Source organism: Chryseobacterium culicis (genome assembly GCF_900108365.1).
Taxonomy (GTDB): domain Bacteria; phylum Bacteroidota; class Bacteroidia; order Flavobacteriales; family Weeksellaceae; genus Chryseobacterium; species Chryseobacterium culicis.
The window spans coordinates 379,840-405,039 of record NZ_FNWQ01000001.1 but is presented as its reverse complement, the minus strand read 5'-3'; the positions used below and the strand labels follow the sequence as shown (position 1 = coordinate 405,039).

Here is a 25,200-nt window from a genome sequence, read left to right as displayed (position 1 = left end):
GAAATTTAAAAACAAAAACAAAACGATAAGATATGGATAAGATTAAAGACACAAGAAGTTTCATGAGAGTTACGCACCGCTATCTTGGCTATTTCCTTGCCGGAATCATGGCCGTGTATTCTTTAAGCGGAATCCTTTTGGTGTACAGAGACACAGATTTTCTGAAAAGCGAAAAGAAATATGAAAAAAACATTGCAGCCAACCTTACCGAAAAAGAACTGAAAAAGGAACTTAAGATGAAAGGTCTTGAAGTGGAAAAAACAGAAGGAAGCATTCTCTATTTTAAACAGGGAACGTACGACAGCGCTACCGGAAAAGCAAAATATACCAAAAAAGAACTGCCTTTTGTATTGGATAAAATGGTTTCTCTTCACAAATCCCAGTCAAAAGACGCCATATCACCTCTGAGCGTATTTTTTGGCGTTTCTCTCTTCTTTTTTGTAATTTCAAGCTTCTGGATGTTTAACCCTAAAACAAAAGCATTCAAACGTGGTATCAGGTTTACGATTGCAGGACTGATTGTTTCGCTGATATTATTATTTATTTAAAGTATTCAGCAATTGATTGAAGAAAAAACGAAAATTACAGGCCATTAGTAATCTGACCCTGCTATTATCATTTTCATTCCAAAAGCGATGTTTTATTCTCTTTATCATTACGAAATCTTCACATAATATGTTAAAAAAATAAAATATATCTTCCTGACAATGTTAACGTTTATTTAGAAAAATTACCTAAAATTAAGAGAATGGCACATTTATTGTTTTTTCTATAATTCGTGAATAATAACATTTAATTATTAAAATAATAAATTATGAAAAAACTTATTTTAACAGGGATATTAGCCGTAGCAGGCTTAACAGCAACTGCCAACGCTCAGATTCAAAAAGGTAATTGGATGGTAGGTGGTAACCTTGCAGGAGCCAACTTCGGTTTAAACAAAGGAGGTGGTTATGATTTTAACATTCAGCCTAAAGGAGCTTATTTCATTGAAGACAATATTGCATTAGGAGGATACGTAGATTTAGGTTTTAAAGGAGCTAAAGATGCACCTACTACTTTCACCTATAACGTAGGAGCATTAGGACGTTACTATCTTAATCCTGGAGAACAGGGTGTAGATAACCTGTTACACCACGGAAGATGGTTCTTCGAAGGTAATTTAGGTGTAGGTGGTACTTCTATCTCTAAAGGAGGTTCTTCTTCCAATGGTCTTAACTTTGGATTCGGACCTGGTTACTCTTACTTCATCACTCCGAACATCGGACTGGAAGGTCTAGTAAAATATGATGCAAACGCTGGATTTGGTAGCGGTGGATATACCAACAAAATTACTTTTGGTTTAGGATTCCAGATTTATCTTCCTACATCTAAAGGTAAACAAATCATCAACGACGTTAAGTAATTACTGAAATACTTATAAAAAAATAAAGTGCCCCGGAAATCTTTTCGGGGCACTTTTCGTACAAATTAAAACTAAACTATAAAAAATCAAATAAATCATGTATTAGGTTGAGGCGTATATCTTAGATATGGCTTTATCTCCGTTACGCCCTTCGGAAACAATTCTCTGGCTTCCTCTGTGGAGATCGTAGGCGGAATAATGACATCTTCTCCGTTTTCCCAGTTAACAGGTGTAGCCACACGATAGTCATCTACCAGCTGTAAAGAATCCAGCACTCTAAGGATTTCGTTAAAATTCCTTCCTGTGGAGGCCGGATAGGTAATAATCAGCCTTACTTTTTTGGAAGGGTCAATAATCAGAAGAGAACGTACAGTAGCAGTAACAGAAGCATTCGGGTGAATAAAATCATACAGCTCTGAAACTTTTCTGTCTTTATCAGCAATAATAGGAAACTGAACATGGGTTTTTTGAGTCTCGTCAATGTCTTTCACCCAGTTTTGATGATCCTCTACTCCATCTACACTTAAGGCGATTACTTTGGTTCCCCTGGCATCAAATTCAGACTGCAGTTTTGCGGTATATCCAAGCTCTGTAGTGCATACCGGCGTATAATCTGCAGGATGCGAAAACAGAATTCCCCAGGAATCTCCCAGATAATGATAAAAATTAATGTCGCCTACAGATGACTCTGCCTGAAAATTGGGTGCTGTATCTCCTAGTTTGATTGACATAATGTTCTTTCTTTATAGTCTACAAATTTAGTAGACTTTTTTGAACTGGCAAATTTTTTGATGAAAATTTATATCTTTAATTAAATTTTTTTTATTCATGGAGAAAACGGGACTCAGGTATGTAGACGTGGTTTACAAAGTATTGGAAAATTGGTATGTGACATTCGCTGCGCTTACACCGAAACTGATTGTCGGAATTTTAGTATTTACTTTTTTCCTTATTACCAGTAAATATTTAAGTAAGGGTGCAGTAAATCTATTTCATAAATTCTTTCCTAAAAGCCGTAAAGAGAGCTCATTAGTTACTTTAATCAGTATTTTCAGGTTTCTGATTATGCTGATGGGAACTTTTATTGCTCTTGAAATCATGGGCTTCAGCGGTTTTCTATGGAAGTTTATCGGAAGCTTAGGAGTTGCGGGGGTTATTGCCGGGGTTGCTCTTAAAGATCTTGTTTCAAGTATTTTCTCGGGAATGCTTATTGGTATTGACAAAGCTTACAAAGTAGGAGATTATATCACCATTGGAACGCACTCCGGAACGGTACAGGAAATAGGTTTCTTAACTACCAAAATTCTTACTGATGACGGTAAAAAAGCCTACATTCCCAATCAGGTGGTTTTCAACGCTCCTTTTTATAATATTACCGCTTCCCCACAGCGCAGGATTATACTAAATTTTGAAATTCCGGCTGATGAAGACATTACAAAAGCACAGAAAGGAATTCTTGATGTGGTCAAAAATCTTGATAACGTAGATAAGCTTGATACTGTAGAGGTCATCTTTACAGATCTTAAGCAGGGTGCGTTTAACCTACAGGTGAAATTCTGGATCAAAGTAGGCGCTAATCTTGCGCAGGTACGAAGTAAAGCTTATCTGAGTATAAAAGAGCGTCTGGATGCGGATAAAGTTCAGCTGGTGACTCCTACAAGCATCAGTATTACAACCGGTGAAAACATTGTACCTGAAACCCATCAGGATAAATAATAAATCATTGATCAGCGTACATTTTTGCTTTCAAATAAAATTTAAAAGTTAAATGGGAAAAGATTCAATCTACGAACTCATTTACTTTTTAAAACAAAAAACCGCTCCAAAAAATGGAGCGGTTTTTTATATTATTTTAAAATTTCAGATTATGCTAAAACTTCTTTTACTTTGTTTGCAGCTTCTTCTAAAGTAATGGCAGAATGTACCGGAAGACCAGACTCGTCAATTAACTTTTTAGCTTCTACAGCATTAGTTCCCTGTAATCTTACGATCAACGGAACTGGAAGGCTGCCCATAGCTTTATAAGCGTCTACAACACCCTGAGCAACTCTGTCACATCTTACAATACCTCCGAAGATGTTGATCAAAATAGCTTTTACGTTTGGATCTCTTAAGATGATTCCGAAAGCAGTCTGTACTCTCTGAGCATCTGCTGTACCACCTACGTCAAGGAAGTTGGCAGGGTTACCACCAGATAATTTGATGATATCCATAGTGGCCATTGCAAGACCAGCTCCGTTTACCATACAGGCAACGTTACCGTCTAGTTTTACGAAGTTAAGACCAGCTTCACCAGCCTCTACATCCATTGGATCTTCTTCTCTTGTATCTCTAAGCTCAGCTAGGTCTTTGTGACGGAACAATGAGTTATCATCCAAAGTAACTTTAGCATCTACAGCGATAATTTTGTTATCAGAAGTTTTTAATACCGGATTGATTTCGAAAAGAGAAGCATCAATTCCTGTATACGCATTGTATAGAGAAGAAATAAATTTCACAAATTCTTTGAATGCGTTTCCTTCAAGACCCAGGTTGAAAGCAATTTTTCTAGCCTGGAATCCCTGAAGACCGATAGCTGGGTCAATCAGTTCGTTGTGGATCAAATGAGGAGTTACTTCAGCAACGTGCTCAATATCCATACCTCCTTCAGTAGAATATACGATTGTATTTTTTCCTTCAGCTCTGTCTAAAAGAATAGAAACATAGAATTCTCTGGTTTCAGATTCTCCAGGATAATAAACATCTTCTGCAATCAAAACAGAGTTTACTTTTTTACCTTCAGCAGAAGTTTGTGGAGTTACCAACTGCATTCCGATGATATTCTGAGCGTTTTCTTTAAGCTTATCCATGTTTGGAGAAAACTTAACACCCCCACCTTTACCACGACCACCTGCGTGAATCTGTGCTTTTACAACCCAAGCCTGTGCTCCGGTTTCAGCAGTCAATTTTTCAGCAGCTGCTACAGCTTCATCTACGTTATTGGCAACGAAACCACGTTGGATAGCTACTCCATACTTTGATAAAATCTCTTTTGATTGATACTCGTGAAGATTCATATTATTTTTATTATTTTATTTTAATATTTAAAGGTTGACAAATTTACTAAAAATGAATAAGGTTAAAAAGAAAATTATAGAACTTTTAACTCATTCAGTAAGTTTATCTGTGATCTTATCAGATTCAAGGCGACGAATCTATGGATAATATGATAATGATCATAAAAAAACCCAATCCTGTGGTCATATTCTAATCACATTTTAATGGCATTCTAATGTAGATAAGAATATTAACAAATCTCATCTATTATCTTTGAAGCCCGGAAATAAAAGATCATAATACATAAGTTTTTCAGGTGAAATCTGCTCCAGATACAAGGCCTTTTTTCAAAAAAAAGCTGTTACCCTATCATCATCAATTTCCAGCAGAAAAAGTACAATTTACTGATGCAGCGGGCAATATTCACAGGAAAATTCATCACTCAAAAAACAGTTAACCTTTTACTATAGAAGAACAATGGAAATATCAGCTAATGAACAAGGAAAAAGGCTTATACGCTATATTACAAAAGAAAAAAAAGATGTTACCAATATTTATTTCTATGCCATTCTGAATGGTTTGGTACTACTAAGCGTACCTTTAGGAATACAGTCTATTGTAAGCTTTGTGATGGGAGCCACTATGACAACTTCCATTTATCTCCTCATATTTTTTGTTGTGATGGGAACATGGCTTGCCGGGTATTTCAGATTAAAAGTGATACAGATTATAGAAAAGATACAGCAGAAAATATATGTGGAATTTTCTATTGCCATTGCAGACAAAATTCCCAAGGCAGATCTTTCCTACACGAGAAAATATTATCTCCCGGAACTTGTCAACCGGTTCTTTGATATTCAGAATCTCCAGAAAGGAATTTCAAAAATATTACTGGAAATTCCCACTGCTCTCATACAGATTGTTTTCGGAATTCTTCTGCTTTCATTTTACCATCTCTGGTTTTTAGCGTTCGGAGCTCTGGTTATTCTTTCTGTGGTAATTATTTTCAGATATACCATGGAAAGCGGAATCAAATCCAGCATTGAAGAGAGCAACAAAAAATACGATACAGCAGCATGGATAGAAGATATTGCCGGTTCTGTGAAAACGTTTAAAATGCATTCTGAAGATGATTCTCATTTAAAAGGAACCGATGAAAGAGTGACAGAATATCTTAAACACAGAACGTCTCATTTTAAAGTATTGGTTTTTCAGTATAAAACAATTATTGCTTTTAAAGTCATCATCACGTTAGCAATGCTGGTCATCGGAACATATCTTCTGATTAATCAGAAACTGAATATAGGAGCTTTCATCGCTACAGAAATTGTGGTTCTAAGCATTATGTCTGCAGTAGAAAAACTTATCGTAAGCCTTGAAAGCTATTATGATCTGATAGCGTCTTTCGCCAAGCTTTCCAAAATCACTGAGCTTAAAGAGGAACCGAACGGAGAAATCACATTATCAGAAAAGGAAAAGGGGACAGAAATTGAATTTAAAAATGTAAGTTTTTCATTTAATGACAATGTTCCTATTCTTTCTGATCTTAATTTCAAAATTAAAGAAAACAGTCTCAACATCTTAACAGGAAAACTGGGAGCAGGAAAAACGCTTTTGCTCAATATGTTCACAGGCTTTTTCGAGCCCAGTTCAGGAACAATTCTGATCGATAAAATTCCCTTGAAAAATATAGAGAAAAATAACTGGAGAAATAATGTGGGGCTTTATCTTGAAAATATGAAGATCATTCAGGGAACGGTTAAAGAAAATATCTTATTGGGGAGCAGCCGGAGCCATACCGAAGATATTCTTGAGCTTTCTGAAAATATCGGTTTAGAAAATATTTCAAGTATGTTCAGCAGTGGTTTCTTTACAGAGGTAAGCGAAACGGATCCTGAAATCACCTTCAGTTCAAAGAAAAAAATCCTGATCCTTCGTGCTCTTCTGGGTGACAAAAAACTGATCATTCTGGAAAATCCTTTTGCAGGAATCCGTGAAGAATATCAGCACAAAATGATAACATACCTACAGAAAATCAAAGAAAACACCACTATTATTATTGTTTCTCAGGATACAGACCTGTTACAATATGCCGATCAGCATTTTCATCTGGAAGGAGGAACATTAAAAACACTTCAAAACAATCAGTAAAATGAAACTACAGTCCTTTGACAACATCTACCATATTCACAAAAAATCACGCGTCAAAAGATGGTTCCTGTTTATTCTCATAAGCGGTATCATTACTTTATTTCTTCCCTGGACACAGAATATTAAGGTAAAAGGAAATGTAACCTCCCTCTATCAGGAGCAGCGCCCACAGCAGCTTCACTCTCCTATCCCGGGAAAAATCATCAAATGGTACGTTAAAAACGGAGATTATGTAAAAAAAGGAGATACTTTGCTGCAGCTTTCGGAAATAAAAGAAGATTATTTAGATCCGCTTCTGGTACAGAGAACACAGGAGCAGGTAAATGCCAAAAAGGGCGTAAGAAATTTCTATGAGGCAAAGGCAGGAACAGTGAAATCCCAGCTTGACGCCCTGCACTCGGCGAGAGATTTAAAGCTTAACCAGGTCAGGATAAAAATAAGCCAGCTTACTAATAAACTTACCGGTGAAGAAGCTGAACTTACCGCTGCCACTAACGAGCTTGCGCTTTCTGAAGACCAGTTTGCGCGGCAGAAAAAAATGTATGACGAAGGCCTGGTTTCTCTTACTCAGTTTCAGCAGAGAAGCATTTCTTTTCAAAACGCAGCTGCCAAAAAAACAGCACTGGAAAATAAAGTGGCCCAAACCCGTCAGGAAATTATCAATACAACTATTGAGCAGAATTCTGTGATTCAGGATTATACAGAGAAACTCAGTAAAATAGAAGGAGACCGTTTCCAAAATATGGGGCAGATTGAAGGCAGCGAAGGTGAAATTGCCAAGCTGGAAAATCAGATGGCGAATTACAAAGCAAGACAGGGCTTATATTTCATTATTGCTTCCCAGGACGGCCAGGTGGTACAGCTCAACAAAACAGGAATTGGTGAAGTGCTGAAAGAAGGTGAAAATATTGGAACAATTGTTCCCACAGCAGTAGACTATGCAGTTGAGATTTATATAAAACCTGTAGATCTTCCGCTTGTAAAAGAAGGACAGCGGGTGATGTGCATCTTTGATGGGTTTCCTGCTATCGTATTCTCCGGATGGCCCAATTCCAGTTACGGAACATTTGCAGGCAGGGTGGTGGCTGTGGAAAGCAATATCAGTGCAAACGGTCTTTTTAAGGCACTGGTGACAGAGGATAAAAATGAAAAAAGATGGCCTCCTAAAATTAAAATGGGAGGAGGTGTACAGGGAATTGCCATTCTTAATGATGTTCCTATCTGGTATGAACTGTGGAGAAACATTAATGGTTTTCCACCGGATTATTATGAAGTTAAAAATGATCAAACGGTTAAGTATGAGAAAACAAAATAAACTTCTTCTTATGCTGATCCTGTTTGTCTTCCAATATGGGAAAGCTCAGGACTCCCTGATGATTTCAGCGAAGGAATTTCTGGCTGTGGTAAAAAATTATCATCCTATGGCATTGAAGTATCAGCTGCAAAACAAAATAGCCCAATCTGAGATCACTAAAGCCAGAGGAAATTTTGATCCGGTTCTGGGAGGAAAACTTGGAGAAAAAAACATCGGCGGAGTACAGTATTACAGACAGAAAAATATTGAACTGGGCATTCCCACCTGGTACGGGATTGATCTTACTGCCGGATATCAGTATCTTGACGGGGAAAAACTCAATTCCAGTGAAACAAAAGGAGGCCTTTACAGCATGGGGATTACAGTTCCTCTGGCCAAGAATTTTTTGTATGATAAAAGAAGAGCGATACTTGACCAGGCGAAATTTGCCTTAAAGATGACAGAAGCTGAGCAGACTGCTCTCACCAATGAACTGCTTCTTGAAGCAGAAAACACCTATTGGGAATGGGTACAAAGTTTTGAAATTTATCAGCTGCAGACAAAAGCTGTCTCCATTAACAAAAACCGTTTAAACCTCATCCAAAAAACCTTTGAATATGGGGAAAGAGCTGCTATAGATATTGTTGAAGCCGAATCACAACTTCAGAACTTTGAGCTTCAGAAGAAAGAAGCATATTTAAACTTTATCAAAAATACCCAGCAGCTGCAGCTATTTTTGTGGAAAGAAAATCGTGAAATTTACGAAATCTCACAACCTGTTTATCCGGCAGATCATCTTTCGGATCATACAGCTTACTCGGATTTTGAATTTCTTCTGCAAGAGATCAAAACCAAAGAAACCGGCCATCATTGGTCTGTACAATATTATGACCAGAAGCATCTGATTCTGGAAAGTGAACGCAGGCTGAAATGGCAGAGCTTTCTTCCAAAGCTTGATTTTACTTATAACTTCTTCAACAAAGAAAATTATCAGGCAGATTATCTTCCCCTTTTTGATCATAATTTCCAATATGGTTTAAAGCTCGAAATACCGGTATTCCAGAGAGAAGCCAAAGCCAGCTACCAAATGGCCAAAATGAAGATCGAACAAAATAAGCTTGATACCGAATTCAAGAAAAGAGAAATCACAACAAAAATTGAAACCTATAAAAACGAAATTTTCAATTACCATACCCAGTTGAATCTTTCGCAAAATAACCTGGTGAATTATCAAAAGCTTCTGACTGCAGAAGAAACAAAATACAGCAATGGTGAAAGTTCTCTTTTTCTGATCAATTCAAGAGAAAATAAAATGATTGAGGCACAGGAAAAATTCATTGCCATCAAAACAAAGTTTCTCAAAAGTTTCAATAAACTTAAATGGATGAATGAAAATTTCTCTTTATAAAACCAAAAAGTTCAGGAGTTTTCCTGAACTTTTTTATTGATATTCTGATCTTAAAAATACCTCAGAAAATGTTTCATAAGTCAATATTCCTATTCTTCTGCCAATTTCTCGGATTGAGATCCGATAAACGGAATTTTCGGAGCCAGGAAATATCCGGTAAGGCTCGCAAATAATATCGGTACGAAATAGGTAAATCCGGTAAGAGTTCCCAGTATAATTGTTGTACTCATCGGGGTTCTCGTTACACACGCATTGATTGCTGCCATACAGCTTACAATGGCTAGCGTGGTATCAACGGTTGGAAACAAATTATGAATAATTAATCCCAATGTGGTTCCTACAAAAAACAAAGGAATAATGAAACCTCCTCTCCATCCCGAAGTCACCGTAATAGCAATGGCTATTATTTTAAAAACAAGGATCAGGAGCAAAAAATGCAGTCCGAAGTTTCCCCCGATCAGCTGATTGATCTCGTTGTGTCCGAAATATCTTGTAATGGGAAAATAATAGGCTATGATTCCTAAAACAATTCCACCTGCCAGGGTTTTAATATAAATAGGGAATTTTCTGTATTCAAAAATCCTTTTGAAAAATCTGACTACAAAAATGAAAATCCATCCGAATAATGTTCCTGCAATTCCAAAAGCAACGGCATAAGCAAAATCATACACCCCGGTATAATGGTAGGCCTTCAGATCCCAGGTTGCCCCAATTCCTAAATGAATAATGAGAGCAAACATCAGATAACTGAAACAGCTTGCTACCAGAGCAGGAATGATGGCTTTATAATATTCCACCGCATGTTTATGGTGCAGAATTTCCAAAGAAAAAAGACTTCCTCCAAGCGGAGCCCCGAACAATGCTGTAAAACCGGAAGCCATCCCGGCAATACTCAAAGATCTCAGCTCCTCTCCTTTCAGTCTGAAAAGTTTTCCCAGCCACGTACCCGTAGATCCTGTGACCTGTACCAAAGGAGCTTCAGGACCTAAACTTCCTCCTGATGCCACACAAAATAAAGATGAAAGAATCATGGATGGGTTGTTCTTCGGATCCAGTTTTCCTTTGTTGAAGCGGATATTATTAACAATCAGATGAATTTCTCCCGGATCTCCGATAAAATGAATGACCAGCCCCGCCAGCAAACCACAGATCGCCATTGTTGGAATCACCTGCCAGCCCTGAAACTCTGCTAAAAATTCTGTAAAATGTTCCAGTACAATCCAATATCCTCCGGCGATAATACCACCCACCAGACCTGTCACAGCCCACATAAAAAAAGTACGGCTGAACACAAACGGGTTGAATCTGATAGGCTGATCTAAGAGATTGAGTGTTCTTATTAACCGTCTTCTTCTGTTAATTTTCATTATTTCTGATGGTTGTTGATCTTTTGTGCTGCCAGCAAAAATTGTAAAGGTTGGTACAGTCTTTTACTCCAGGCTTTTTCGCTGTGATCCTCTCCGGGAAAATACAAAGTTTTCCATTGCTGATCAGAATATCCTGCTTTTTGCATGATCTGATCTGCCTTTTTTTGTATTACCGGATACATGGCATCAAGCGTCTGATCTCCTGTATCAAAATATAGCAGATGATTCCGGCTGCCCGGAATATTGTTTTCGAAATAGGTTAGCATTGCTTCAGGAAAAGGATTATTTTTCAGGGTAAAAGTTCCCGGCCAATGCGTTGATATGCATGCTGCACCACCAAAAATATCAGGATATTCACAAATTGCATACAATGAGATCAACCCTCCCATACTGCTGCCTGCCACAAAAGTATGCTTCCTGTCTTTGTGCACAGCGTATTTTTTATCAATATAAGGTTTCAGTTCTTTAACAAGAAATTTCAGATAGTTATCAGAATTAGGATTGAAATTTTCAGCTCTTCCTGCAGTTCTAAGCTGTCTTCTTACCGTATCTTTTTGTGCCTGGGTAAGTGTTTCAAAAGGTTTTTGCGGAAAATAATCCGAATGTCTTAATTTCTGATCGTTCCAGATTCCTACAACGATAACATTCTGTACAGTTTTTTCTTTGATGAGTTTAGCCATGGTGTCATCAACATCCCATGCCTGATGATTCCACGTCATTTCCGGATCATACAGCATCTGCCCGTCATGCATATACAGCACGGAATATTTTTTATTTGGGGAATATCCCTCAGGCAGCCATACATCTACATTTCTGGGGGAAACATACTGAGAAGCAAAATTGATCCTTTCCACCTTTCCACTGCTTACTTTTGGAAGCTGTCCCCACGATATGAAAGGAATAAGAAATAATGAAAAAATAAGCCTTATGATCATGGGAATTATTTTTTCAGAAAATAAAGGATCAGCATTCCCCAGCTTAAGATCATCATCAGACCTCCAAGCGGAGTAATTGGTCCTAAGAATTTAAGATTCATCCCTAAATAATCCTGCATGCTCAGAAAATAGATGCTTACGGAAAATAAAAGTGTTCCTGCAATCATTAAAATGGAAGTCCATTTCTCCGCAGATGTTTCGAATTTTAAGATGTATCCGATGATCAGCAGGAAAAATGCTGCGTACATCTGATATCTTACCCCTGTTTCAAAGCTCTCCAGCCTTTCTACAGCTAATATTTTCTTTAAAGCGTGTGCACCGAATGCACCCAGAATTACAGATACCATTCCGTACACTGCTCCAAAAACTAAAGTAATTGTTTTCATTTTATAACTCTTCTAATTCTAAGGTTAAATATTTTTTTGTTTGATAATCCTGCCAGGTTCCGATGATTTTTTTCCCTTTCAAATCGGCTTCTATTAAGGCTTTTGGTATCCATTCCTTCAATTCCTCACTATGGTAATCATCTTCTGTGATAGAAAAATGGTCATGAACAAATTCTCCTCTCCAATTGATCGGCTTTTTATTCTTGTCATACCAATAGGTGGCTGAAAAAGAATCGTCTTCATTGATTTCGTTAAACAAAACCGTAATGGGATATTTCCCGTCAATTTTTCCTTTGAATAATTTATTTCCGGGACCCGTTTGACCCACCTTTTCCGAACCTGATATCAGATTCTTTCCATAAATGCTCAGGTATTTTTCAAGTTCTTTATAAGTGAATTCAAGTTCGTGGCTTCCCAGATCATCCAATGCCCGCATGGCGTGGTTAGAACATCTTCCGGCCACGAAGGTGAGTTTATCCTTTCCAAAAAAATACCGGATCCCGTACAAAGTATGCTCTGTAAAACAGTCTTCATACAGCGCAATCTGATCCTGCACTTCTTCTGATGGATTTTTCTCAGATTTTAGCTTTACGATAAAGTTATTGACTCTTTTTCTGACTTTATTTTGAATAAGACTATTGATCGTTTTGATGCTTCCTGCCTGAAATAAATCTACAGCATTGATAAAATTGCCTGTTCTCAGGTCAAAATTTTTCCAGTCTGCAAATTCTTCCGGATACGCTCCTGAAGCTTCTCCGTGAATACCTATTGACAAAATGTTTTTAGGGGTTTCCAATTTCTCCCAATCATAAAAAAAAACATAATTGGAATAGGAATTCGTAGCTGTGGAGGCCAGTTTAAAAGGATTTCCCCCGGAGTTCGGAATATATTCCAGTTCGTTCACCTGAAGAAAAGTATTGATCTTACTGGCAACTGCCGGATTTCCTGCGTAAGTAGCTACAGGAAACACGAAGTTTTCTGATTTAGGCTGTAAATTCTGTATTTTTACAACTTTCTGCTGCGAGAAATTTAAGCCGGAAATCAATAAGAAAAATACAATACTCTTTTTCACTATTTTGATTTTAAGTACATTAATATGAACTTGGCAACCAGCGTAGAAATTCCCAGTATGATAAACATATTGGCAAATTTCTTGGAGCTTCTGAAACCTTCATTGTCTGTTTTCTTCAGAAAAAAACCAAAAAGAAGGAATACAATAGGCAAAATAATCTGTAGCATTAGTTTCCTCTCATTCTGTTAAATTCAGTGATCACCTCGTGATGGCTTACCGTTTTATCTTTAAAATACGTTACAAAGTGTTTTTTTTCTTCTTCGGTTGCTCCCAGTTGGTTCAGGATATTCAATAAATGCATTTTCATATGCCCTTTCTGGATTCCTGTAGTTACCAGAGAGCGCAGCGCTCCAAAGTTTTGTGCAAGACCGGAAACTGCAAGAATACTCATCAGTTCCTGTGCAGATGGTTTTCCAAGTAAGGCTAAAGAGAATTTTACCAACGGGTGAAGATTGGTGAGTCCCCCTACTACCCCAACAGAAATAGGGAGATCTATCCAGAATCTGAACACTCCGTTATCAGTTGTACAGTGGGTCAGAGATCTATACTGCCCGTCTCTTGCAGCATAAGCGTGTGCGCAGGCTTCTGTAGCTCTGAAGTCATTTCCGGTAGCAATTACAACGGCATCTACCCCGTTCATTATTCCTTTATTGTGAGTAGTTGCACGGTAAGGTTCAATTTCTGCAATGGTAACCGCCTGTTTGAATTTTGCAGCAAATTCTTCTGGGGAAATTCCGCTGTCATCTTTTAGATCTTCCATTTTACAAGAAACCTCAGCCCTTACAATACAGTCTGGTGTAAAGTTGGAAAGAATATTCATCACAATCTGTAAAGATTTTTTTTCTTCCTCAGTAAAATCTTCGCTTACAGCAACTTCCTGTCTCAGCGTTTTTCCGAATTGCTCAAGACATGAATTGATAAAATTGGCTCCCATTGAATCCACCGTATCAAAGCTTGCTTTCAGCTGATAATAGTCAGGCATTTCTGCCGTTTTATCCACCAGGCTGATATTAAGGATGCCTCCGCCGCGTTTTCTCATGTTAGACGTGATATCTTCAGTGGTCTCGAATAATTTTTTCTTTAAACGGAAATTAAAGAAATGCAGTAATTTATGAGGTTCAACATTAAAAATAAAGTGGGTATGCCCCAGTTTTTCAGTATTGATAATCGTTGTTTTAAAACCGCCTTTATCGATCCAGAATTTAGCGGCTTTAGAAGCTGCTGCTACTACAGAACTTTCTTCCACAGCCATAGGGAGCGCCAGTAGTTTTCCGTCAATCAAAAAGTTCGGAGCAATTCCGTACGGCATGTAAAAATTGGAGATGGTATTTTCAGAAAATTCTTCGTGAAGTTTCTGAAGATCTGCATCATCATTCCAGTATTGTTTTAATATATTTTGATATTCCTGGTTTCCTTCAAGATATTCGTTTACGAGCCATTCTATTTTCCCCTGCTTGGGAAGCTTGGAAAAACCTTCGATTGGTTTATGATTCATGATATAAACTTTAATGAGCCGTAAATATAATGATTTTGAGACTCTTTTTTGTTGATAACTTCTATGAAAAAAGATTGACATTTATCAATTTTGGAACTAAATTTGAACAGAATTAAAATACAGTTCAGATACAAAACATATCAAACGTTTACAAATATGAATTTTGACCGCGTTAAAGAAAAGCTCGAAATCCTTGCAGATGCAGCGAAATATGATGTTTCCTGTTCATCAAGCGGAGGTTCGAGGAAAAATAAGAAAGGCGCTTTGGGAGACAGTTCCGCAAGCGGGATCTGCCATACCTATACGGAAGACGGACGATGTGTCTCCCTGCTTAAAATCCTGCTGACCAATCATTGTATTTATGATTGTGCTTATTGTGTTTCCAGAAGCTCTAATGATATTAAAAGAGCCGCTTTTACAGTGGAAGAAGTGGTAGATCTTACCATCAATTTTTACCGGAGGAATTATATTGAAGGTCTATTTTTAAGTTCAGGCATATTCAAGAATGCTGATACAACAATGGAAAGGCTTGTAAGGGTCGCCAAAAAACTTCGTCTGGAAGAAAACTTTAACGGATATATTCATCTTAAATCAATTCCGGGGGCAAGTGATGACCTGATGCAGGAAGCCGCTTTATATGCGGACCGGCTGTCAGTAAATATTGAAATTCCTACGGAGAGCGGATTAAAATTGCTCGCTCCTGAAAAAAACAGGCATGATATGATCAGCCCGATGCGTTATATCCAAAAAGGAATCATTCAGTATAAGGATGAGAAAAAAATTCTGAAGAAGGTTCCCAAGTTTGCTCCTGCCGGACAATCTACCCAGATGATTGTGGGCGCAACCAATGAAAATGACTTACAGATTATCAAGGTTGCCGATCATTTCTATAAAAATTTTAATCTGAAAAGGGTATATTATTCCGGATATGTTCCTGTTCTGGAGGATCAGAGGCTGCCTTCTTTAACAACGGAAGTTCCCATGCTTCGTGAAAACCGCCTCTATCAGTCAGACTGGCTGATGAGATTTTATGGTTTTAAAGCGGAAGAAATTCTAGATCCGAATATGCCTTTCCTTGATCTTGAAGTTGATCCGAAATTAAGCTGGGCGCTGCGAAACCTTGATCAGTTTCCGGTGAACCTTCAGACTGCGGAATATCGGACCATTTTAAGAATTCCCGGAATTGGCGTTAAAACGGCTCAGAAAATTATAAGTGCAAGACGGTTTCAGATTTTAACAATGGACCATTTGAAAAAACTGGGAGCGGCTGTGAACCGGGCAAAATACTTCATTGATTTCAATGCAGGAAATGCTTATCTGAAATATTTAACGGATAAAAACTTCAGAAGATTGCTGATAGGAGGAAGCTCATCCAAATTTCACAATCAGTTTTCACAGCAGCTGACTTTATTTTGATTTTACATACAAGCCACACTCCTATTTTCACAAACAGTCAGCAATTTTTTATACACAAACAGAACAGCACTATTGTCATTCCGATCAGGGAAGAATCTCCCAAACGAGTTAGATGTTTCTTCATCAGAATGACAAGCCAACAAATTTCAAATTAAATATATGGTAACCCTACTCTACGATGGAAGTTTTGACGGTCTTTTCACTGCGGTATTTGAAGTTTTCGAATACCGTTATAAAGAGGTGGAAATTACAGGCAGAGAAAGGTTTCATCAGGAAAACATTTTTGCTGAGATCCATGAAGTGATTACCCAGACGGATAAATCTGAGAGGGTTTTAAATAAACTTGAACAGCACATTGGAAAGCAGGGCATTCATAAGCTTTTAAAAGTGTTTTTATCTGAAGATCCGGATCTGGAAAACCTCATCTTATCTGCGGTAAGGCAGTCAATAAAGCATCCGGAAGCCAATATTCTTGAAAATTTTGCTGATGCCGACATTTTGAAAATTTCAAAAATCTGCAAATCCGTGGACAGGGAAAGACACAGAATGACAGCATTTGTGCGCTTTGAAAAAATGCAGGATGGTGTTTTTTTCTCCAAAATAGATCCCGATTTCAATGTTCTTCCTTTGATCAGAAAACATTTTAAAAACAGGTATCAGGATCAGCAATGGATGATCTATGACCTGCGGAGAAATTATGGACTTCTTTATGATCTGGAAACCTGTGAGTTCTTCTACCCTGATGAAAAGCTGGATCTGAAACACTATCAGCAAAAGTTCCATGATGAGGAAAAGAGCTATCAGGTTTTATGGCAGCGATATTTTACAAAGACCAATATTACAGAACGGAAAAATATGAAACTTCATATTCAGCATGTTCCTAAAAGATACTGGAAATATCTGACCGAAAAATGGTAACGGAAATTCCATATTGTGGATAACTTTTATCTCAGCGAAAAAACAATGTGTTTCAGTCCCATTTTTAAAATGTATTATTTAAATCCCTCATTTCATGAAAGATATAATTCACATTAATTGAAAACTCATATTGTGGATAACTTTTTCCAGTTAACATACCGTTAACATAAGAATTTTCGCCAGCGTCTTTATCCTTAAAAATGCAGCTGATTATTCTTTGTACGCCACCAGTAAAGGGTTTCAGTAAATCATATAAAAGCATGGAAATCTTTGATATAGAGAATAAATAATGTCCAATATATTTTCCGTTGTGGATAACTTTTACTTTTTAAGCGTTCGAAGGGCTTTTTTAATAATGTATTGAGTTTCTTTGGTCGCGCTTTCCCGCAGCCATTCATCACAGATTTCTATTACAAATTCGGGTTGTGATTTACTGGCATCATTCAACCAATTACCCACACTATCCTGCACATATCTTGAAGAATCTGACCGTAAAGGCTCTAAAATTACCAGCCCTAAACCGGGATTTTGTTTTAATGCATCAATATGCGCACACCATACGCCTCTCGGCCTTGTAGATTCACTGGCAAAACGTCTTACATTCTCATTCTCATGCATTGTCCAGCCGGCAAGAGCAGCCAGGCTTTCATCAAGATTTGCGGAGATCTCCGGACGCATGGCCATCCAGCAGATCTCCCTCACACCAAAATGTGTATCCGCAGCGAATGACTGAATTCTGTCTAATTTATCTTTCAATTTTAAATCAGGATTACGTCCAATTGCATAAGCTGCCCAGCAGCGTACCAAATCTGCGGGATGGGTTTTCAGTTTCTGAAGAAATTCATCATCTTTATTTTGTGTTGCCAGATGAAGCAAACCAATTCCAATCGTTTCATTAATGGTATTAACCGTCTGTTTTTTTAGCCGGTCTACATTGTCTAAAACAGGTTTTAAATATTCCGAACGGTTATTATGATAAAGGAGGTTTTCCAGCAATAGCCTCTGATCTACCGCCAGCCATTCTGTAAGGTTGGCTGTTTCAATTTCCCCTCTGTTAAGCTGTTCCAGAATTTTCTCTGAAATATCTTTGAGAGAGCGGGCACCTTTTCGTTTTTCTGCCATACTTTTTAATGTTTATCTTTACAAAAATCTGAAAGTATGAGAACAAAACCAATACCGCATATTTTTCACCTATAGGGATAAAAAAGTCAATTTTATGGAAACAAAGGAGAGAGCTGAAGAAAATAAAATTTGTCCGTTGGAAGTAGCCGTGAATACCATCAGCGGAAAGTGGAAAATTCCTATCGTATGGCAGATTAATGAAGGAAAAAAACGTCCCAGTGAATTTTTGCGCGGTATTGCCAAAGTTGACCGACGGGTTCTCAACCAGCAGCTGACTGAAATGGTGAAAGATGGAATTCTGAAAAGGAAATCTTTCAACGAACTTCCTCCAAGGGTTGAATATACACTGACAGAACTTGGTGAGCAGCTTGTCGGAATTCTATGGCAATTGAACGACTGGGGTAAATTACTGATTCCGGAGCAGAAAGATTCGTGAAACCAGCAGATTTTCATATTCTATATTGGCAGACAAGCTAAAAAAAATGATATTTGTGTGAACTAAAACACATGAAAAAAGTTATCACCGGAATCACAGCATTTTTAATTCTCACAGGCTGTATTAAAGAAAAATCTTCAGACCGTCTATTGGCTGAACCAGATAAGAACGAGCATTTAATTGCAGAAAATGCTTTAAAAATCAATAAAGATAAAAATACCATCCGGGAGAGATTTTCTCCACCGCAGGGTTATGAATGGATTGAGGAAAAACCTGATTCTTTCGGATATTTTATTGAAAATTTTAAGCTGAAACCGTATGGAAGTCAGATTCTAAAATATAATGGTACTCCTATTTCCACTCAGCATCTTCATGAAGCTGTATTTGATATTGATACGGGAAGCAAGGATCTGCAGCAATGTGCTGATGCGGCTATCCGTATGAGAGCAGAGTATCTTTATAAGTCTAAAAAGTTTGACGAAATTAAATTTCATTTTACAAGCGGCGATCTTCTCAGCTGGAACGATTACAAAAACGGCACAAGGGCTTTCGTCAGCGGAAATTCAGTCAGCTTCAGAAAAACTGCACACTTTGATGATTCTTATCAGAATTTCAGAAATTATCTGGATCTGATTTTCAATTATGCCGGAACCATTTCATTAAATAAGGAAACCAAGCCGGTGACAAAGAGTTCCGATTTGAAAACGGGAGATATTCTTATAACGCCAGGCAGCCCGGGTCATATTGTTTTTATTTCCGGGGTGTGCCAAAATAAGAAAGGGCAAAGGTTATTTTTACTGAGTGAGGGGTTTACTCCGGCCCAGTCGGTTCATGTGCTTTCAAATCCGTTTAATCCTGATTGTACGCCCTGGTATGATCTTGACGTGACTGCTGCAGAAACAAAAACTGCGCGATATTTTTTTAAACCTACAAACTTCAGAAGCTTTTAATAATTTATATTCAAAACTATTGGAAAGTTACTACGATAATCTGAACTTGTTTTTGTAAATTTGTGTTCGAAATTTTTTACTTGATGAAAGAGAGTGCTGTAAAAAAGATTGCAGTTCTTACTTCTGGAGGTGACTCTCCGGGTATGAATGCGGCATTAAGAGCGGTAGTAAGAACCGCCAACTACTATAATATAGAATGCTACGGGGTAAGAGAAGGCTATAATGGCCTGATCAACAATGATTTCCTGAAAATGGGAGCGCGTTCCGTAAAAAATATAATTAACCAGGGCGGAACAATTCTAAAATCTGCCAGATCTGCTGAGTTCAGAACGAAGGAAGGCCGTCAGAAAGCTTACGAAAACTGCGTAAAACTTGGAATAGACGGATTGGTATGTATTGGTGGAGACGGAACTTTTACCGGAGCCAAAATCTTTAACGAAGAATTCGGAATCAGGGTAATCGGTATCCCGGGAACTATTGACAATGATATTTTCGGAACAGATAATACCATCGGGTACGATACTGCCTTGAATACTGCCATGGATGCCATAGATAAAATCCGTGACACGGCAACTTCCCACAACAGAGTTTTCTTTGTGGAGGTAATGGGACGTGATGCAGGTTTTATTGCTTTAAACAGCGGCTTGGCTGCAGGTGCTCTGGATATTTTAATTCCTGAAAAGAAAGACAGTATTGATGAGCTTTTCGTGAAATTCAGAAATGCGGAAAAGACAGGAAAATCTTCCAGCATCGTAGTCGTAGCGGAAGGGGAAAAACTGGCCAACGTTTACGAACTTGCGGAAAAAACCAAACAGACATTCCCTGATTATGATATTCGTGTAGCCATTTTGGGACACATGCAGAGAGGAGGATCTCCGAGCTGTGCAGACCGGGTTCTGGCAAGCAGACTAGGCTACGGAGCCGTAACAGGACTCATGGAAGGACAAACCAATGTAATGGCAGGAATGCGTTCTAATGATCTGACGTATACCCCAATTGAAGAAGCCATTAAAAAACATAATGAAATCAATAAAGACCTTTTACTGATTTCAGAAATTTTAGCAATCTAATTATTTTTATAATCTAATAAAACAAACTATTATGTCAACAATCAAAGTAGGTATCAACGGTTTTGGTAGAATTGGACGTCTTGTTTTCAGAGCAATGACTGAAAGAGACAACATTGAAGTTGTAGGAATCAATGACCTAATCAATGCAGAATACATGGCTTACATGTTAAAATATGACTCTGTACACGGTATTTTCCCAGGTGAAGTTTCTGTAGAAGGAAATGATCTTGTAGTAAACGGGAAAAAAATCAGAGTAACTGCTGAAAAAGATCCAAGCAACCTAAAGTGGAATGAAATTGGTGCAGATTACGTAGTAGAATCTACAGGGTTATTCTTAGATAAAGAAAGCGCTGCAAAACATATTACTGCTGGTGCTAAGAAAGTAATCCTTTCTGCTCCTTCTAAAGATGATACTCCAATGTTCGTAATGGGGGTAAACCACAAGGAACTTACTGACGATATCAAAATCTTATCAAACGCTTCTTGTACTACAAACTGTTTAGCTCCTTTAGCTAAAGTAATCCACGATAACTTCGGAATCGTAGAAGGTTTAATGACAACAGTACACGCTACAACAGCTACTCAGAAAACGGTTGACGGTCCTTCAATGAAAGACTGGAGAGGTGGTAGAGCTGCTCTAAACAACATCATCCCTTCTTCTACAGGTGCTGCTAAAGCGGTAGGAAAAGTAATCCCTTCACTAAACGGAAAATTAACAGGTATGTCTTTCAGAGTACCAACTGTTGACGTTTCTGTAGTAGATTTAACAGTGAGAATTGAAAAGGCTGCTTCTTATGAAGAAATCTGTTCAGTAATCAAAGCTGCTTCTGAAGGTGAATTGAAAGGGATCCTAGGATATACTGAAGAAGCTGTAGTATCTCAGGACTTCGTAGGAGATAAGAGAACTTCTATCTTCGACAAAGATGCTGGTATCATGCTTTCTCCTAACTTCGTGAAACTTGTTTCCTGGTATGACAACGAAATGGGTTACTCTAACAAGTTAGTTGATATGCTTGTACACGCTGCTTCTTTATAGTAAGTAATAAGCGATAAGCAATAATAAAAACCTTCCTGATGGGAAGGTTTTTTTGTTAAATCAATTATTATCTATCTTACTAGTTTCAAGCTTATCAACAACTTTACTCAATTTATAGCTATCAAACTTCAAATTAGTATTTGAGCTACTATTATTCAATATATTTATAATCTTAGAAATATAATTATTATAAGAATCAGTAAATGAATTTTTATCAATGTCAAAATCAGGCATTTTCTCAATCAGCTTTTTAGCATCAATCACTTTTATAGAATTATTAATCCCTCTTAAATCGTTAATATTTAGGTTTTCATTTTGAATTTTAAATAACTCTTCAATTTTTTGATAAGCATTATCTGCATCTGCTATTTCTAAGGTTTTATATAAATTTTTTCTGTAATTCTTAAGCTTTCTATATTGGGAATTAATATCGTTTCCATAAATAATAAGCTTGGTTTCATAGTCAGTTACTTCTCTGTCAAACTTTTCGTAAAATTCAATATGAGGCTTCAAACTTATAATGAATTTATCCAACTTTTCTTGTTTTATTTTCCCATCATCAAATGTTAGAGCTTGCTGCAATACATTATTAATTATTGAACCTATTGGATTAGAAGTTAGAACACTAGAAACCAAAGGGCTGACAATTTTATCTATGATATTAGAAAATTTTGTCTTTTTGCCATCATTAAGTTCGTCAGTTAAAATACTCTTACTATTGGTTGCAATAATATCCGTAAAACTAGCACCTAATGCATTACTTGTAGGGCTAATAAGAGTTGCTATTGTTGTCCCGGACAGTGCTATTTTATACGAATTCTGGTACTCTTTTATTTGCTTTTCAAGATTATCAATTTCTTTTAAATTACTCAATAATATTTCATAATTATTTTTATATAAAACCTTTTGAGTGTTTAAGGTTTGAATTCCTATTGCTTTTATTATACTGTCATTTCTTTTTTGTAGTTTTTCATTATCCTTTTTTAGATCATTGTAAGAACTACTCAACTCGCTTGCTTTTTTTTCTGAAGTTTCGAGATTATTTTTAGCATTAACTATTGCATTTAAAGTATTATCTGTCTGTCCATAAATTTGGATATAAAAGACAAGATAAAAAATCAAGCAAAACATTTTTTTGTTTTTTTTTGTTTTCATGGTTGTTTATTTTTCAGGTTAAATTTTTTTGAAATAGTCATTAGTTTTTATTTAAAACTACAATACTTCCCTACCATACGAAATACCACAAAAGGGTGATTTTGTTTAACATAATTTTATTATTTTTAAGAAAACATTAACCAATGAAGAAAAATCACCTGACTCACGCAAAAAGACCTCATCCCCTAACTAAGGTCTGGAATGATTATCCTGAAATTTTACAGAATAACAACAGAATACTACCCGTTCCCACCATTGAAGACATAATCGGAGAAATTTTTGCCCCTGGAAAATTTTATTATTATGTCATCAATTTTGCAGACAGCACCATCATTTGTAATCACAAGGAAGATATTTTGAAAATCCATGGTCTTAATAAATATCCCGTACATCTGAAAGAAATTATAGACCTCATCCATCCCGATGACGTAGAATTTGTGATGGAAGCAGAAAGGATGTCTATAGAAAAAATAAAAGAAATTAACGGTTTTGATTATCAGCAGGAACTGAAAACCAGCTACTGTTTCAGAATGAGAACTTTAAAAGGTAATTACGAATTGTTCCATCACCAGGCTTTACACACCTATAAAGATGAAGACGGCAGGCTTTTACAGGCCGTTAACATCCATACCAATATTGAACACATCACGCATCAAAATTCTTATGTGGTATTGGTTTCCGGAATTAACGGACGGGAAGATTTTCACCAGATGCAATGGATGGGAAGTAATAAATCTAACGAATCTACTTTTGTTACTTTCACCAAAAGAGAAGTTGAGGTTATTAATTGTATTGCAAAAGGATATTCAACATGTGAAATTTCAGATTTATTGAATATTTCAGAAGAAACGGTTCGTACCCACAGGAAAAATATTTTAAAAAAATCTGACTGCAAAAACAGTTCTGAACTCATCAAAAAAACCTTTGAATGGGGATATCTATAGAAAATCAATAGGCAATCCTGATAAATCTCACCGAAGAAGTTCAGCATAAAACTTGTACTTTTATAGGTAAAGGAATGAACATGATACAACCCCGTTTTAAAGATGCTCCCCATTTCAGGAATTTTTGGGAAAATGGCAACGGAAAACAGCTTATTGAATTTTCAGGAGCCGAAGTGAGCTTTGAAAATTTTGAAAATTTTGCCCCTTATTTTCATCATGTGGATGAAACGGGTGACGAGGTAGTAAGAGATGTTTATTTCACTAAAAAATTTCAGGAAGCTTCAAGAGAAATTGAACACTACATCAGAAATGGTGTTTCTGAAACTGATGCTGTTCCTGAAAGTGTAAAAAAAATGTTTGGCCAGACCCAAAAAGTTCCCGAATGGCTGGATTATGATTTACTTAAAAGCGGTGCAGAGCTTTGTATGAGAAGTAACCTCGATTCTTTGATCTCCCTGAGAGATTATTGCCTGATTGGTGGCTATGATTATGCATACCTTAACAAACCTCTCATTGTGACAGAAGCACTGAAAAAAGGAGCCGTGAAGCGCCTTTCGGAAACCCTGGACTTTTGGGTGAATGCTACCCGCTACAACGCACTGGAAGTTCACGCAAAAGGCTATGAATTTGCCATAAAAACCCGCTTGATTCACTCCTACGCCAGACTTTCCATTAAAAATCATTATAAAAACTGGGACACCCACAACTGGGGAGAGCCTATCAATTCATGGGATATGATGGCTACCTATATAGGATTCAGCCTGGTCTTTCTTCACAGTCTTCAGAAACTCGGAAATCGGTTTTCTGCGGAAGAGGAACAGGGAATTTTTCATCTTTGGAAATATGTAGGCTATCTTTTGGGAATTCCGGAACAGCTTCTTCCTGACAATAAAAAACAGGCAACGGAATATTTTTATTTATGGACTTCGGTTCAGCCGCCTTCAGATCAGGATTCTGTTCTTCTGGCCCATTCTCTTCTGGATGAATCGCTGGAAAATCCTATTTTAAAATATGAGTTTCAGAGAAAAAACCTTAAATATTTACACGTCTGCTGTACCTGGTTTCTTTTGGATGACGAAGTTTGTAAAAGATTACAGATTCCGGAAGTTCCTTACAGAAATCTGTTCCCAAAATCGAAAATACTTTTCAACAGAATCTATGATCAGTTTGTCAGTCGTGAAAGGAGAATACAAAGAGGAAACAAGGATCAAATGAAAGTTCTGACAGACTATCTTACGATCACCAAACAATCAAATTTTCATTAAATGAAGCTTTGTTTTGTGGGAAATCGCAAAGGCGCAATTCTTTTAATTCATTATGATAACTTGTAAGGCGCAAGAAAATCAAAGATTTTCAGCAAGGAGAAGTATATAATTTCAGATAAAATTTTCGCAGATGAAGTAGATTATGAAGTTTTCATTAGTACCAGTGTAATCTGCATAATCTGTGAGGGGCCAAGATATACAGCATTCAATTTTATCGGAGATAAAATTTTTTGCGCCTTAAAAACAAAAGCATTCCACATAAATAGCGCCTTTGCGATTTCCAGCAGAAACAGCTTCTCTTATTTAGCAAAAAACACTTTAGATACCACATGCTGCATC

Annotated in this window: 23 protein-coding genes; 14 read left to right on the top strand and 9 right to left on the bottom strand. The window is 37.1% G+C overall.

Going from position 1 to position 25,200, the window contains the following annotated elements:
- The first annotated feature begins 32 nt into the window (after nt 1-32).
- Together BLW74_RS01785 and BLW74_RS01780 are read left to right on the top strand one after the other, a co-directional pair.
- A complete protein-coding gene (locus tag BLW74_RS01785) occupies nt 33-548 on the top strand; it encodes a hypothetical protein (protein ID WP_089689750.1) in 516 nt (171 codons plus the stop codon).
- Between the two features lie 266 nt (nt 549-814).
- Nucleotides 815-1,405, top strand: a complete 591-nt coding sequence (locus BLW74_RS01780) for an outer membrane beta-barrel protein (RefSeq protein WP_089689749.1) — start codon at nt 815-817, stop codon at nt 1,403-1,405.
- A 95-nt stretch (nt 1,406-1,500) separates the two neighbouring features.
- Here BLW74_RS01780 and BLW74_RS01775 read toward each other — a convergent pair whose 3' ends face one another.
- A complete protein-coding gene (locus BLW74_RS01775; RefSeq protein ID WP_089689748.1) occupies nt 1,501-2,136 on the bottom strand; it encodes a peroxiredoxin in 636 nt (211 codons plus the stop codon).
- Nucleotides 2,137-2,233: 97 nt separating this feature from the next.
- Here BLW74_RS01775 and BLW74_RS01770 point away from each other — a divergent pair, with 97 nt between their 5' ends.
- Nucleotides 2,234-3,121, top strand: coding sequence for a mechanosensitive ion channel family protein (locus tag BLW74_RS01770; RefSeq protein ID WP_089689747.1), 888 nt, complete (start codon nt 2,234-2,236; stop codon nt 3,119-3,121).
- A gap of 149 nt (nt 3,122-3,270) precedes the next feature.
- Here BLW74_RS01770 and sucC read toward each other — a convergent pair whose 3' ends face one another.
- On the bottom strand, nt 3,271-4,461 hold the full coding sequence (gene sucC, locus BLW74_RS01765) for an ADP-forming succinate--CoA ligase subunit beta (protein ID WP_089689746.1): 1,191 nt from the start codon (nt 4,459-4,461) through the stop codon (nt 3,271-3,273).
- A 457-nt stretch (nt 4,462-4,918) separates the two neighbouring features.
- Here sucC and BLW74_RS01760 point away from each other — a divergent pair, with 457 nt between their 5' ends.
- The 3 genes from BLW74_RS01760 to BLW74_RS01750 are packed head-to-tail and all read left to right on the top strand — an operon-like array spanning nt 4,919 to nt 9,294.
- Nucleotides 4,919-6,592: a peptidase domain-containing ABC transporter gene (locus BLW74_RS01760; protein WP_089689745.1), complete on the top strand. Its 1,674-nt coding sequence runs from the start codon at nt 4,919-4,921 to the stop codon at nt 6,590-6,592.
- A 1-nt stretch (nt 6,593) separates the two neighbouring features.
- Nucleotides 6,594-7,907 carry an HlyD family secretion protein gene (locus BLW74_RS01755; RefSeq protein ID WP_089689744.1) on the top strand — a complete coding sequence of 438 codons (1,314 nt, stop codon included), beginning with the start codon at nt 6,594-6,596 and terminating at the stop codon, nt 7,905-7,907.
- Nucleotides 7,891-9,294, top strand: coding sequence for a TolC family protein (locus BLW74_RS01750; protein WP_167358361.1), 1,404 nt, complete (start codon nt 7,891-7,893; stop codon nt 9,292-9,294). Before BLW74_RS01755 ends, BLW74_RS01750 begins: the two co-directional genes overlap by 17 nt.
- Nucleotides 9,295-9,383: 89 nt before the next feature.
- Here BLW74_RS01750 and BLW74_RS01745 read toward each other — a convergent pair whose 3' ends face one another.
- The 5 genes from BLW74_RS01745 to BLW74_RS01725 all read right to left on the bottom strand — a co-directional run bounded on the left by BLW74_RS01745 (nt 9,384) and on the right by BLW74_RS01725 (nt 14,549).
- Entirely contained in the window at nt 9,384-10,661 is a 1,278-nt protein-coding gene (locus tag BLW74_RS01745; RefSeq protein ID WP_089689742.1) for a chloride channel protein, read from the bottom strand.
- Nucleotides 10,661-11,596, bottom strand: coding sequence for an alpha/beta hydrolase (locus BLW74_RS01740; RefSeq protein ID WP_089689741.1), 936 nt, complete (start codon nt 11,594-11,596; stop codon nt 10,661-10,663). The genes BLW74_RS01745 and BLW74_RS01740 overlap by 1 nt, the downstream gene beginning before the upstream one ends.
- A 5-nt stretch (nt 11,597-11,601) precedes the next feature.
- On the bottom strand, nt 11,602-11,982 hold the full coding sequence (locus BLW74_RS01735; RefSeq protein ID WP_089689740.1) for a DUF423 domain-containing protein: 381 nt from the start codon (nt 11,980-11,982) through the stop codon (nt 11,602-11,604).
- Between the two features lies 1 nt (nt 11,983).
- A complete protein-coding gene (locus BLW74_RS01730; RefSeq protein ID WP_089689739.1) occupies nt 11,984-13,054 on the bottom strand; it encodes a hypothetical protein in 1,071 nt (356 codons plus the stop codon).
- 166 nt (nt 13,055-13,220) lie between these two features.
- Nucleotides 13,221-14,549 carry a hydroxymethylglutaryl-CoA reductase, degradative gene (locus BLW74_RS01725; protein WP_089689738.1) on the bottom strand — a complete coding sequence of 443 codons (1,329 nt, stop codon included), beginning with the start codon at nt 14,547-14,549 and terminating at the stop codon, nt 13,221-13,223.
- Nucleotides 14,550-14,705: 156 nt separating this feature from the next.
- Here BLW74_RS01725 and BLW74_RS01720 point away from each other — a divergent pair, with 156 nt between their 5' ends.
- The gene (locus BLW74_RS01720) at nt 14,706-15,965 is read left to right on the top strand and encodes a putative DNA modification/repair radical SAM protein (RefSeq protein ID WP_089689737.1); all 1,260 of its coding nucleotides are present in this window, start codon (nt 14,706-14,708) and stop codon (nt 15,963-15,965) included.
- 159 nt (nt 15,966-16,124) lie between these two features.
- Complete coding sequence (locus BLW74_RS01715) at nt 16,125-16,883, top strand: TIGR03915 family putative DNA repair protein (protein ID WP_089689736.1); 759 nt, start codon at nt 16,125-16,127, stop codon at nt 16,881-16,883.
- A 321-nt stretch (nt 16,884-17,204) separates the two neighbouring features.
- Here the strand turns inward: BLW74_RS01715 and BLW74_RS01705 are convergent, their stop codons facing one another.
- Complete coding sequence (locus tag BLW74_RS01705; RefSeq protein WP_089689734.1) at nt 17,205-18,005, bottom strand: DNA alkylation repair protein; 801 nt, start codon at nt 18,003-18,005, stop codon at nt 17,205-17,207.
- Between the two features lie 94 nt (nt 18,006-18,099).
- On the opposite strand from BLW74_RS01705, the gene BLW74_RS01700 reads away from it, so the two are divergent.
- The 4 genes from BLW74_RS01700 to gap all read left to right on the top strand — a co-directional run bounded on the left by BLW74_RS01700 (nt 18,100) and on the right by gap (nt 21,497).
- Nucleotides 18,100-18,441 (top strand): winged helix-turn-helix transcriptional regulator, encoded by a 342-nt coding sequence (locus BLW74_RS01700; protein ID WP_089689733.1) that lies wholly within the window; start codon nt 18,100-18,102, stop codon nt 18,439-18,441.
- A 71-nt stretch (nt 18,442-18,512) separates the two neighbouring features.
- The gene (locus BLW74_RS01695; protein WP_089689732.1) at nt 18,513-19,391 is read left to right on the top strand and encodes a DUF4846 domain-containing protein; all 879 of its coding nucleotides are present in this window, start codon (nt 18,513-18,515) and stop codon (nt 19,389-19,391) included.
- Nucleotides 19,392-19,474: 83 nt separating this feature from the next.
- On the top strand, nt 19,475-20,461 hold the full coding sequence (gene pfkA / locus BLW74_RS01690) for a 6-phosphofructokinase (protein WP_089689731.1): 987 nt from the start codon (nt 19,475-19,477) through the stop codon (nt 20,459-20,461).
- 31 nt (nt 20,462-20,492) lie between these two features.
- Nucleotides 20,493-21,497, top strand: coding sequence for a type I glyceraldehyde-3-phosphate dehydrogenase (gap, locus tag BLW74_RS01685; protein ID WP_047096698.1), 1,005 nt, complete (start codon nt 20,493-20,495; stop codon nt 21,495-21,497).
- 60 nt (nt 21,498-21,557) lie between these two features.
- Here the strand turns inward: gap and BLW74_RS01680 are convergent, their stop codons facing one another.
- Nucleotides 21,558-22,652, bottom strand: a complete 1,095-nt coding sequence (locus BLW74_RS01680) for a hypothetical protein (RefSeq protein WP_089689730.1) — start codon at nt 22,650-22,652, stop codon at nt 21,558-21,560.
- Nucleotides 22,653-22,795: 143 nt separating this feature from the next.
- Between BLW74_RS01680 and BLW74_RS01675 the strand changes: the two genes are divergently transcribed.
- Nucleotides 22,796-23,596, top strand: a complete 801-nt coding sequence (locus tag BLW74_RS01675) for a response regulator transcription factor (protein ID WP_089689729.1) — start codon at nt 22,796-22,798, stop codon at nt 23,594-23,596.
- A 74-nt stretch (nt 23,597-23,670) separates the two neighbouring features.
- Nucleotides 23,671-24,861: an oxygenase MpaB family protein gene (locus tag BLW74_RS01670; RefSeq protein WP_228424726.1), complete on the top strand. Its 1,191-nt coding sequence runs from the start codon at nt 23,671-23,673 to the stop codon at nt 24,859-24,861.
- The last annotated feature ends 339 nt before the right edge of the window (nt 24,862-25,200 follow it).